The 11,367-nt window shown below is 58.3% G+C and carries 11 protein-coding genes; all 11 read right to left on the reverse strand.

Translation table 11 applies throughout. The annotated features are described in order from the left end of the window. A partial coding sequence (locus HHJ19_RS15220) for a 4Fe-4S binding protein (RefSeq protein WP_296908727.1) occupies positions 1-677 on the reverse strand: 677 nt, incomplete at its 3' end. A gap of 93 nt (positions 678-770) precedes the next feature. After that, on the reverse strand, positions 771-1,691 hold the full coding sequence (ccoP, locus tag HHJ19_RS15225) for a cytochrome-c oxidase, cbb3-type subunit III (protein WP_296908717.1): 921 nt from the start codon (positions 1,689-1,691) through the stop codon (positions 771-773). Positions 1,692-1,723: 32 nt separating this feature from the next. Continuing rightward, positions 1,724-1,864, reverse strand: a complete 141-nt coding sequence (locus HHJ19_RS15230) for a cbb3-type cytochrome c oxidase subunit 3 (RefSeq protein ID WP_296908718.1) — start codon at positions 1,862-1,864, stop codon at positions 1,724-1,726. Positions 1,865-1,882: 18 nt separating this feature from the next. Beyond that, positions 1,883-2,509, reverse strand: a complete 627-nt coding sequence (gene ccoO / locus HHJ19_RS15235; RefSeq protein WP_296908719.1) for a cytochrome-c oxidase, cbb3-type subunit II — start codon at positions 2,507-2,509, stop codon at positions 1,883-1,885. A 13-nt stretch (positions 2,510-2,522) separates the two neighbouring features. Then, positions 2,523-3,959, reverse strand: coding sequence for a cytochrome-c oxidase, cbb3-type subunit I (gene ccoN / locus HHJ19_RS15240; protein WP_296908720.1), 1,437 nt, complete (start codon positions 3,957-3,959; stop codon positions 2,523-2,525). 69 nt (positions 3,960-4,028) lie between these two features. After that, complete coding sequence (ccoS, locus tag HHJ19_RS15245) at positions 4,029-4,166, reverse strand: cbb3-type cytochrome oxidase assembly protein CcoS (protein WP_296908721.1); 138 nt, start codon at positions 4,164-4,166, stop codon at positions 4,029-4,031. Continuing rightward, positions 4,166-6,481 carry a cation-translocating P-type ATPase gene (locus HHJ19_RS15250; RefSeq protein ID WP_296908722.1) on the reverse strand — a complete coding sequence of 772 codons (2,316 nt, stop codon included), beginning with the start codon at positions 6,479-6,481 and terminating at the stop codon, positions 4,166-4,168. Before HHJ19_RS15250 ends, ccoS begins: the two co-directional genes overlap by 1 nt. A 245-nt stretch (positions 6,482-6,726) precedes the next feature. Beyond that, positions 6,727-7,242, reverse strand: a complete 516-nt coding sequence (lptE, locus tag HHJ19_RS15255; RefSeq protein WP_296908723.1) for an LPS assembly lipoprotein LptE — start codon at positions 7,240-7,242, stop codon at positions 6,727-6,729. A 35-nt stretch (positions 7,243-7,277) separates the two neighbouring features. Next, positions 7,278-10,067: a leucine--tRNA ligase gene (leuS, locus tag HHJ19_RS15260; protein WP_296908724.1), complete on the reverse strand. Its 2,790-nt coding sequence runs from the start codon at positions 10,065-10,067 to the stop codon at positions 7,278-7,280. Between the two features lie 86 nt (positions 10,068-10,153). Further along, on the reverse strand, positions 10,154-10,600 hold the full coding sequence (locus HHJ19_RS15265) for a biopolymer transporter ExbD (protein WP_296908725.1): 447 nt from the start codon (positions 10,598-10,600) through the stop codon (positions 10,154-10,156). 3 nt (positions 10,601-10,603) lie between these two features. Next, positions 10,604-11,245, reverse strand: a complete 642-nt coding sequence (locus HHJ19_RS15270) for a MotA/TolQ/ExbB proton channel family protein (protein WP_296908726.1) — start codon at positions 11,243-11,245, stop codon at positions 10,604-10,606. Positions 11,246-11,367 lie beyond the last annotated feature (122 nt).

Below are 11,367 nucleotides of genomic sequence, written 5' to 3' on the forward strand. Positions count from 1 at the left end.
TGAAAACGTGCGTAAGGGCACATGTATTTGCAGACTTGTTCGCGCATGAAGCCCGCATTGCCGTACGTGGCGAATCCGTAAAAGAAAACCCAGAAGGTTTCCCATGGCCCCATGCCAGCGGTGATGAAACTCATGCCGAGTTCCTTGATGGGGGTGAAGTAACCCACGAAGGTAAAACCGGTCCACAGCGACAGGCTAAGCCAAAGAAACTGCTTGCTGGCCTTGCGGGTCACCTTTTTCAAAGACATGGGGCTGGCGTCAAGACGCAACCGCGCGGACCGATCACCCTCGGTAAGCTTTTCTAGCCAGAGAAAGATTTCGGTGTAGACCGTCTGCGGGCATGCATAGCCGCACCACTGGCGCCCAGCCACAGCTGTGAAAAGGAATAGCGACAGGGCTGAGATGACCAGAATACCGGACAGATAAATAAAATCTTGCGGGTACAGGACGAGCCCCAGAATATAAAAGCGTCGCGCTTCCAAGTCGAACAGAACCGCCTGTCGCTGGCCCCATTCCAGCCAAGGCAGACCGTAAAACACGATTTGCGTGATGAACACCATCGCCCAGCGCCATTTTGAAAACAATCCGGTGACGCTGCGCGGGTAAATCTTCTTTTGTGCCTGATAGATGCTGCCAGGCTCCATGTCGCCACCAAGGGACGGCTTGCCGGCCACCATTGCAATGGGTATGACTTTTCTGGGAGCTGGCTTTAAATTATTCACGAGTGCTATTCCATGCCGCAACCCCAGTAGAGGCCGGCCGGGTAAAAATCACTTCAGCGCTACTGCGCCAGGCTTATTGGATAAGCTCCACACATAGGATGCCAGGACATGAATCTGAGATTCGGTAAGTTTACCTTCCTGGGCTGGCATCTGATTTACTTTGCCATTGTTGATCATGGCCACGATGGCGTTTTCGCCCCATCCGTGAAGCCAGATGTCATCGGTTAGATTAGGGGCGCCAATTGCCTGATTACCCTTTCCATCGACACCATGGCATGCTGCGCAGGCACCAAATTTGCTCTTGCCAAGGGCCGCCTTCACCGAATCATGCGGGCTCCCGGACAGGCTTAAAACATAGTTGGCTACATTCTTTACATCATCCGGCGTACCCACTGCTGCGGCCATAGGAGGCATATTGCCGATACGCCCCTTGGTCAAGGTTTCCGCGATCTTGGCAGGCGAGCCGCCGTGCAGCCAGTCACCATCAGTAAGATTAGGGAAACCTTTGCTACCGCGAGCATCCGATCCGTGGCACTGCGAACAGTTGTTCATGAACAAGCGCTCACCGATTGCCATAGCCTGCGCGTCACCCGCCACATCTTCGGGTTTCATACTGTTGAATTTGGCATACAAAGGTTCAACTTCCTTGTTGCCCTTGGCGACTTCAGCCTCGTACTGGCTGATCTGGCTCCAGCCAAACTTGCCGGCGTAGTTGCCCAAGCCGGGATACATGGCCAGATAGGCCAGCGCAAAAACCACGGTGATGACAAACAGCCACACCCACCAGCGCGGCAGGGGATTGTTCATTTCCCGCAAGTCGCCGTCCCAAACATGGCCGGTCGTATTGTCGTTGGCGGTCATGGCCTTGGCCTTGCCGCTGAACCACAGAAGCAGCAGGCAGGCAAAGATGCCCAACAGAGAAATGCCGGCTACATAGACCGACCAGAAATTACTGGTGAAATCGCTCATATTTTTTCTCCTTAGCCAGTTCTTGGGCTTATCTATTCATCGTGCTTGAAGGGCAGCTGAGCTGCCTCCTCAAAACTTTTGGCGTTACGGCCGGACCAAGCCCATGCCACGATGCCAATAAAGACGAAAAAGGTCACTACCGTTACGATGGATCTAAGTGTGTTGATATCCATGCCAAAAGCTCCGTGAAGTTATTTACGGTGAATACCGAGCACCTGAAGGTATGCGATGACTGCTTCAATCTCGGTTTTTCCCTTGACTTCGGCAGCAGCCTTGGAAATCTGCTCGTCCGTGTAAGGCGTTCCTACTTTACGCAAACCTTTCATGTGCGCCTCGATAGAGGAGTCGTCCACCGTAGACTTTTCCAGCCAGGAATAAGCCGGCATGTTCGATTCAGGCACCAGGTCACGCGGGTTGTTCAAGTGAATCTTGTGCCACTCGTCGCTGTACTTTCCGCCTACGCGCGCCAGATCCGGGCCAGTGCGTTTGCTACCCCACTGGAATGGATGGTCATAGACAAACTCTCCCGCGACAGAATAAGGACCATAACGAAGGGTTTCTGCGCGAAACGGCCTGATCATTTGCGAATGGCAGTTGTAACAACCCTCGCGCTGGTATATGTCCCGACCGATAACCTGAAGCGCCGTGTAAGGCTGCAAGCCCTTGATCGGCTCCGTGGTGGACTTCTGAAAAAACAGCGGCACGATCTCAACCAAGCCGCCGACGGCGAGCACGATGAGAATCAGCACAATCATCAGAAAGTTATTCGTTTCGATCTTTTCGTGGGAAAGACCGCCGCTCGATTTTTGGTTAGCCATAGTCTTTTTTCTCTCAAGCGTGGGCAACGGCAGCTGGAATGGTGACGGAGACCGAACGACCCGCCGTGACGGTCTTGAAGGTGTTCCAGAGCATGATCAGCATGCCGAAGAAATACAGCAAACCGCCCATCAGACGCAGCACATAGAAGGGAAAGGTCGCCTTCACGGATTCCACAAAGGTGTAGGTCAGGGTGCCGTCGGGGTTGATGGCACGCCACATCAAGCCCTGCATGACACCGGCAATCCACATGGCAGCGATATAGATAACGATGCCGATGGTGGCGATCCAGAAATGGACCTCCACCGCCTTCATGCTGTACATCTGCTTTTGACCGAAGAGGCGCGGAATCAGGTAATCCATGCTGCCGATGGTGATCAGGCCAACCCAGCCCAGGGCACCGGAATGCACGTGACCAATGGTCCAGTCGGTGTAGTGCGACAGGGCGTTAACGGTCTTGATGGACATCATCGGACCTTCAAACGTACTCATGCCGTAAAAGGAAAGTGACACGATCAGGAAGCGAAGGATCGGATCGTCGCGCAATTTGTGCCATGCACCTGACAAGGTCATGATGCCGTTGATCATGCCGCCCCAGCTTGGTGCCAGCAGGATCAAAGAGAACACCATGCCGACAGACTGTGTCCAGTCAGGCAACGCCGTGTAGTGCAGGTGGTGAGGGCCAGCCCACATGTAGGTAAAAATCAGTGCCCAGAAGTGGACGATTGACAGCCGATACGAGTACACTGGACGCTCAGCCTGCTTGGGAATGAAGTAATACATCATGCCCAGGAAACCCGCCGTCAGAAGAAATCCCACCGCATTGTGCCCGTACCACCACTGCACCATGGCATCCTGCACACCGGCGTAAGCCGAGTAGGACTTCATGAAACCGACTGGAATGGCAGCGTTGTTCACCAGATGCAGCATGGCAATAGCAATGATGAACGCGCCATAGAACCAGTTTGCAACGTAAATGTGCCTGACCTTTCGGGTACCGATGGTGCCGAAAAATACAAACGCGTAAGCCACCCAGACCAGCGTGATCAGAATGTCGATCGGCCATTCAAGTTCGGCATATTCCTTTGACTGCGTGTAGCCCAGGGGCAGCGAAATGGCGGCAGCCACAATCACCGCTTGCCAACCCCAGAAGACAAAGGCGGCCAGCTTGTCCGAGAACAAGCGAACCTGGCAGGTGCGTTGCACCACGTACAGGGACGTACCCATCAGCCCGCAACAACCAAAGGCAAAAATAACCGCGTTGGTGTGCAGGGGTCGCAATCGGCCATAGCTGAGCCAGGGGATCCCCAGATTGAGCTCTGGCCAGGCCAACTGCGCGGCGATGATCACGCCGACCAGCATACCGACCACGCCCCAGACCACGGTCATGATGGCGAACTGCCTTACGACGGTGTCGTTGTAAGTAGTAGCCTGTGCATTGGCAAATTTCATTTTGATCTCTTCTTTTCTTAGTAACTTCTTAAGGGTATCGCGAAGTAACGAATTGCAAATTGACCTGAATCAATCATCTCGAAGAATGCGCTCACCCTCGGCATCTATATCTTCGAATTGACCCCGATAAATGGCCCAGCCTAAACCGCCAAGAATGAAAAAAACCAGCATGACCGACAACGGGATCAGCAGATAAAGGATGTCCATTAAAGGTTCTCCAACGGAGGAATAGCTGTTGATAGGCGCAATGCATTGAGCACGACCAACAGTGAACTCAGTGCCATGCCCAGCCCGGCCAGCCACGCCGGTAACCAGCCCACCACCGCCAGGGGTACGCAGACGGCGTTGTAGATAGCCGCCCACCACAAATTCTGACGAACGATACCGAAAGTGCGCCGGGCCAGCAACAACGTCTGCGCCACAGCGCCCAGCCGATCTCCCATTACGACGAAGTCAGATTGCGCCTGGGCAAGCGGCACGGCCTGACCGAAAGCGAACGACACATGCGCACCCGCCAAAACCGGGCCGTCGTTCAGGCCATCGCCCACCATGGCCACTTTACGACCCTGAGACTGCAGTCCATGCAGGAAAGCAAGCTTGTCTTTCGGCGTGCAATCGCCCCTCGCGTCAACTATGCCGGCTTGCCGGGCAATCCGGATCGCGGATTCAGACAGGTCGCCCGATAGCAGATGCACCTGCACCCCCTGGGCCAACAGCAGGGACACGGTGGCTTTGGCGTCAGGGCGCAAGTCTTCTTGCAGTTCAAAGGTTGCGACCCAGCCCTGATCGTCGCTGAGGCATACGTGCAGCGCCTCCGTCGCCGGCGGAATCACATCACAAAACCTGGCCGAACCGAGGCGCACCAGCACTGCTGACGTCTGCCGGTCGACAGGGGAAAGTCGTCCTGACACGCCCTGTCCGGCGGTTTCCCGAACCTCGCGTGCCATCCACGCCCCATGCTGAGATGCATCGCCCAGCCCCGCCATCGCCAGCGCGCGCGACACCGGATGCAGCGAATGCTCGGCCAACACCGCTGCCATGGCCAGGGCCTGACCTTTCGAAACGCCCTTGCGGGTATGCACCTTGCCAAGCGCAAATGCGTCGCGCGTCAAAGTCCCGGTTTTGTCGAACACCACGGTATCGACGGTGGCCAGGGCCTCCAGTGCCTGCAGGCGGCGCACCAGCACGCCGCGCCGCGCCATCGCGCCAGCGCTGGCCAGCATGGCCGCTGGCGTGGCGAGCGACAGCGCACAGGGACAGGTCACGATCAAAACGGCCACCACCACCATCAGCGCGTGGCCCGGGTCATGCGACCACCAGTAAACACCCGCCCCGCCCGCCGCCACGAGGACAAAAACAAGGAATGGCCTAGCGATGCGGTCAGCCAGTCGCGCCAGCCGTGGCTTGGAGGTCGAAGCACTTTCCATGAGGGCAACTATCTGGGCAAAACGCGTTTCGCCGCCGGTGTGCTCAACCCGCACCAACACGGCGGCGGACAGGTTGTGGCTACCGGCAATCACGGTTGCGCCCTCGCCGCGTTCCAGCGGTCGGGATTCCCCGGTCAGCAAGGACTCATCAGCCAGCGTATGTCCTTCCAGAATGACGCCATCGGCCGGAAAAGCCTCGCCTGGCAGCACGCGGATGACATCGCCAGCGCCGACACGGCGCACCGCCACGCGTTCAAAGCCCCCGTCAATGTTGCGTCTTTCCACGCTGTCAGGCAGCCGGTTCATCAGCGCTTCCAGCGCCCCGGCGGTACGGTCGCGCAGCCGCAGTTCCAGCCAGCGTCCGGTCAACAGGAAAAACACAAACATGGTGAAGGAGTCGAAATACACTTCGGCCCCGAAAATTCCGGCGGGCTCAAACGTACCGATGGAACTCACCCCAAACGTGATGGCCATGCCCAGGGCGACTGGCAAATCCATGCTGATACGGCGGTGACGCAGATCACGCAGCGCATTGCCGAAAAATGGCGTGCATGAAAACAGCAACACCGGCAGCGACAGCACCCACGAAGCCCAGCGCAGCAACTGTGCCATGTCGGGTGCCAGATCGCCGGGCTCGGCCACGTAAGCCGGCCATGCGTACATCATCACCTGCATCATGCACAGACCCGCCACGCCCAGGCGCCACAGCGCCTGGCGCGTCTCGACACGCCGGCAATCATTGGCGAAGGCATCGTTGGCCGGCATGGCCGGGTAGCCGGCCCGCGCGGCCACCTGCATCCAGCCTGACGGTTTGATGGCGTGCTCTGACCAGACAATTCGGCCGCGATGGCTGGCCGCGCTCACTTCCACCGACATCACGCCGGGCACCCGCCGCAAAACGTCTTCGATGGTGAGCGCACAGGCGGCGCAATGCATGCCCCCAAATACCACGCTCGATTCCCAGCAGGCCGGTTGCTGCGCCAACGGTCGGCTGAAAGCCGACCACTCTTGGGGATCATCCAGAATCGCCAGCGGCGTGGCATTGCTGGCAGCCGGGACTGTCTCACCGGCAAGGCCCGGTAAGGGCAGAGGCATGGGTGAGAAACTGGCCGGACGCATGATTCCCAAGCTTAGCGGCTTTCACGCCTGGTGTCTTGATCTGAATCGCCTGCACTGACGACTGGCCGAAAAAAAGTGGCTAATTCAAAGTCAGTTCATAAGAACATCGCTGTCGCTCCGTCTGAACGGAGATTTGTAACAACAGGTGAGTTCTGCTCCCAGTGCTGCGATCGAGCAATGGTGGGAGCATCCCGGTTATGCCCCTCGTCAGGCGCTTTCTGCTACAGCTGAGTCACGGCGGCGAGGCGACGCATGATCTGTTGAACGACGTCGCTCTGCATGTCACGATAAAGCAGGGCTTCTTCAGCCTCCTTGGCCAGCACCGCAGATTCATTGAAGCTGATGTCACGCTGCAGCGCGATCTCGGTCGCTGGAATCAGCTCCTTGCCGTCCAGCGTGCGCAACTTGAAACCAAAGCGCAAGCGCAGCTGGAATTCGCGAACCTGCCCTGATGCGTTGACACTGAGTACCACCTTCTCGCGCTGGTCGAGCAGCACGTCAAGAACCACCTGCGCCTCATTGATCAGGCGCGCATCGGTGATCACTTTCACCTTGCGGGTTGACTGCAGCGACCTTTTAAGCTCTACCCCCAATGGCGACGATTCCGGCAGACCGCTGTAGAGGGTGGTAAACGCGAAGTTGGGCGCTTTGCGCAGCGCAAAGCCGCAGCCCCCCAGGCTGACCAGCGCAGATGAAGCGGAGGAAGCCGCCAAGACGAGAAAAACGCGACGCTGCATGGTTTGCCTTGTTGGGGTGGTTTTCCGGAGCATGCCTAGATGACGATATTGACGAGACGGCCCGGCACCACGATGACTTTTTTCGCTGGCGCGCCCGCCGCCTGCTTGAGAAAAGCGTCCGTCGCCAGCGCTGCTGCCTCGATAGCCGACTTGTCGGCGCCGGCTAGCACCGTCACCGAGCCGCGCAGTTTGCCGTTGATCTGCAGCACCAGCTCGATTTCGTCCCGCTGAAGGGCGCTGGCATCCACTTCGGGCCAGGGTGCATCAAGCAAATCGCCGTGCTGGGCGGCGTAGCCCAGATCCGACCACAGTGCGTGTGTAAGGTGCGGCGTTGCAGGATAGAGGCAGCGCAGCAGGATGCTGAAGCCTTCACGCAGCGCCGCCGTAAGTCCAGCAGGCGCCAGCCCCGCCGGCGGGCCGCCAGCCACCTGAGAGGGTAGCGTCGCAGACGCAGCGACAAGCGTTGGGGCCGGTAACCTGTCCTCCAGTGCGTTGAGCAGCTTCATGCTGCCGGAGACCACCGTGTTGTACTGCATTCGCTGGTAGTCGTAGTCAACCTGTTTCAGCAGGCCATACACTTCCAGCCTGACGGCCCTGGCTTCTTTGCCAAAAGTGGCTGTAGTCCAGCATTTACCGTCATCATTAGCTCCTGAATTCATAGCATTCAGCTTGACGCCGAAATTCCAGACACGGCGCAAAAAGCGGTATGAGCCTTCGACACCGGCGTCATTCCACTCCAGCGTGGCTTCGGGCGGCGAGGTAAACATGGTGTACAGGCGCGCCGTATCCGCACCATATTTTTCGATCAGGTCCTGTGGATCAACTCCATTGTTTTTGGACTTGCTCATGGTGCCAACGCCTTCATAGGCGATCGGTGAGCCCGCCGGCAGACCGCCCACGGCCTTGACAAGTTTGGCACCCACGACCTTGCCGCTGTCATCCAGCACATGCTCGACGTCGTGCGGCCAGAAGTATTCCTTGCCTCCCCTGTCGGTGCGGCGCGAGTAAATATGGTTGAGCACCATGCCCTGCGTCAGCAGTTTGGTGAAGGGCTCGTCAATCTTGACCAGACCCATATCACGCATCACCTTGGTCCAGAAGCGCGCGTAGAGCAGGTGCAGAATGGCATGTTCGATGCCACCGATGTACTGATCCATCGGCATCCAGTAATCCGCGCCCTCGGCCACCATTTTCTCGCTGTTTTTCGGGTCGCAATAGCGCATGAAGTACCACGAGCTGTCGACAAAAGTGTCCATGGTGTCGGTTTCGCGCCGCGCCGCCTTGCCGCAGACCGGGCAGCGTACACCCGCATGAAAGCCTTCATGCTTGTGCAGCGGATTGCCCGAACCATCGGGTACGCAGTCCAGCGGCAACACCACCGGCAAATCCTTTTCTGGCACCGGCACTGCCCCATGATCGTCGCAATGGATGATGGGTATCGGCGTGCCCCAGTAGCGCTGGCGGCTGACGCCCCAGTCGCGCAGGCGCCAGGTGGTTTTTTTCTCGCCCAGGCCTTTGGCGGCCAAATCAGATGCAACCGCATCCATAGCTTCTTTTGGACTTAAACCGTCATATTTTCCACTGTTGGTACAAAAAACACTTTCCTTCGCCGCGTACCAAGGCTTCCACTCGTTTTTGTCGAACGCTATTTCATGCTCGTAATTGGCGAGTGGCCACTGCTTGGGATCCTTTTCGTGAAGTATGGCAATACCAGTTCTTATGACTTGCTTGATAGGAAGGCGATATTCGTTCGCAAACTCGAAATCGCGCTCATCATGCGCAGGCACGCCCATCACTGCGCCGTCGCCGTAGCTCATCAGCACGTAGTTGCCAACCCAGACCTCGACCTTCTCGCCGGTCAGAGGATGCGTGACGAACAGACCGGTGCTTTGACCTTTTTTCTCCTGTGTGGCTAGCTCGGCTTCAGTGGTTCCGCCAGACTTGCATTCTTCTATAAATGCCGCCAGATCGGGATTCGTCAGCGCCGCATGCAGCGCCAGCGGATGCTCGGGCGCGACGGCGCAAAACGTCACGCCCATGATGGTGTCAGCACGCGTGGTGAAGACATACATGCGGCCATCGCCGATCAGCTTGCCGGAAGCATCGGCAATGTCATGGGTAAAGGCAAAGCGCACCCCTTCGCTCTTGCCGATCCAGTTTTCCTGCATCAGCTTGACGCGTTCCGGCCAGCCGGGCAACTGGTGCTGCACGCTGCCCAGCAACTCTTCGGCGTAGTCGGTGATCTTGAGGTAATAGCCCGGAATTTCGCGCTTTTCAACCGTGGCGCCGGTGCGCCAGCCTTTGCCGTCAATGACCTGCTCGTTGGCCAGCACGGTCTGGTCGACGGGGTCCCAGTTCACGACCTGGGTCTTGCGGTAGGCGATGCCTTTTTCAAGCATCTTCAAAAACAGCCACTGGTTCCACCTGTAGTAGCTGGGGTCGCAGGTGGCAATCTCACGGCTCCAGTCAATCGCCAGCCCCATCGCCTGCATCTGCTTTTTCATGTACGCGATGTTGTCGTAGGTCCACTTGGCCGGCGGCACGCCATTTTTCATCGCGGCGTTTTCAGCCGGCAGGCCAAACGCGTCCCAGCCCATGGGCATCAGTACGTTGTAGCCCTTCATGCGCAGGTAACGCGTGAGCATGTCGTTGATGGTGTAGTTGCGCACATGGCCCATGTGCAGCTTGCCGCTGGGGTAAGGCAGCATGGAGCAGGCATAGAATTTCCTGCGGCTCGCATCTTCGCTCACGCGATAAGCGTCGGCGGCGGTCCATTGGGTTTGCGCACTGCGCTCAACGTCGAGGTGGTTGTATTTGTCTTGCATGAAATCCGGATACCGAAATAAGCCCCGGGCGCGGGGCAGGCAGCTCATCGCTGCAACTGTCTGATTTTAGGGGCCAGCCATGCCGGTCAGCGCGGCGCCGGCAGAGGCGATGCCGGCGACGAGACCGGCTCGGCTACAAAACCGATGCGGCTGAGTCCGGCTTTTTGCACCAGCCCCATCACTTCCACCACCTTGCCGTAAGGCACGGCTTCGTCGGCGCGCAATTGGACTTCAGTGTCGGGATTCTGGCTGGCGGTCTCCATTAGCTTGCGCGCCAGTTCGTCCAGCTGAAGTGGCCTGTCATTGAAAAAAGCACGTCCGGACTTGTCAACGACCAGCGTGATAAACCGGGGGGCATCGGTCGCCTTGACCGCGTCGGTTTTGGGCAGATCGAGCCGAATGGTGCTGGCCAGCAGGGGCGCGGTGATGATAAAAATGGCGACAAGCACCAGCATCACATCGACCATTGGCGTGACGTTGATGTCGCTCATTGGCTTTGGTGGCGGGGTGCGTTCAAGGCGGCCGAAAGCCATGCTTCAGTCCTTTCTGGCCAGCAATTCACGCAGATCGCGTGCAAAGCCTTCAAGATCGGCCTCGATTCGACCAATGGACCGGCCGAAAACGTTGTAGGCCAGCACGGCGGGAATCGCCACGACAAGGCCTGCGGCGGTCATGATGAGCGCTTCGCCAACCGGTCCGGACACCTTGTCGATAGTGACCTGGCCGGCCGTGGCCATGGCGGTAAGCGCATGGTAGATACCCCAGACCGTCCCCAGCAACCCGACAAATGGCGCGGTGGAGCCGACAGTTGCCAGCAAGACCTGGCCGAACTGCAGCTTGTGCAGGACGGCGTGCAGGGCATCGCGCAGCACACGGGTAAGTCGCTGGGCACTATCGCCGGCAGACGCCAGCGTGCCATCGCCCTTGATGCTGGTTGCGGCAACCAACGGCAGCACCAGCGCCTCGCGGTCAAAGGCTCCGACTTTCTCGCGCGCCACCTCGACCGAGGATGATTGCCAGAAAGCCGCGATGCTACGCGCCACATCGCCCTTCGCACGATGCAGCAGCCAGCCCTTCCACAAAATGACCACCCAGCTGGCCACCGACATCGCCAGCAACAGCAGGGCCACCAATTGGCTGATGATTCCACCTTGCCTCATGAGCGCCAACAGGGTCATAAAACCCCCACGCTTGTCGCTTCGCGTACTGCGCTGCCCCCCGAGGGGGCTGGCCTGGCTTGGGGCGGCCCGGCGCGGCGGCCGTTAACCCCCACGCTTGTCGCTTCGCGTACTGCGCTGCC

The organism is Polaromonas sp. (genome assembly GCF_012927415.1).
Taxonomy (GTDB): domain Bacteria; phylum Pseudomonadota; class Gammaproteobacteria; order Burkholderiales; family Burkholderiaceae_C; genus Polaromonas.

Bases quoted from the DNA above. Each gene is read 5' to 3' on its own strand.
- ccoO (WP_296908719.1), bottom strand. From the start codon at position 2,509: ATGGCTAACCAAAAATCGAGCGGCGGTCTTTCCCACGAAAAGATCGAA.
- leuS (WP_296908724.1), bottom strand. From the start codon at position 10,067: ATGCAAGACAAATACAACCACCTCGACGTTGAGCGCAGTGCGCAAACC.
- HHJ19_RS15250 (WP_296908722.1), bottom strand. From the start codon at position 6,481: ATGCCTCTGCCCTTACCGGGCCTTGCCGGTGAGACAGTCCCGGCTGCC.
- ccoS (WP_296908721.1), bottom strand. From the start codon at position 4,166: ATGGACATCCTTTATCTGCTGATCCCGTTGTCGGTCATGCTGGTTTTT.
- HHJ19_RS15230 (WP_296908718.1), bottom strand. From the start codon at position 1,864: ATGGATATCAACACACTTAGATCCATCGTAACGGTAGTGACCTTTTTC.
- HHJ19_RS15270 (WP_296908726.1), bottom strand. From the start codon at position 11,245: ATGACCCTGTTGGCGCTCATGAGGCAAGGTGGAATCATCAGCCAATTG.
- ccoP (WP_296908717.1), bottom strand. From the start codon at position 1,691: ATGAGCGATTTCACCAGTAATTTCTGGTCGGTCTATGTAGCCGGCATT.
- ccoN (WP_296908720.1), bottom strand. From the start codon at position 3,959: ATGAAATTTGCCAATGCACAGGCTACTACTTACAACGACACCGTCGTA.
- HHJ19_RS15265 (WP_296908725.1), bottom strand. From the start codon at position 10,600: ATGGCTTTCGGCCGCCTTGAACGCACCCCGCCACCAAAGCCAATGAGC.
- lptE (WP_296908723.1), bottom strand. From the start codon at position 7,242: ATGCAGCGTCGCGTTTTTCTCGTCTTGGCGGCTTCCTCCGCTTCATCT.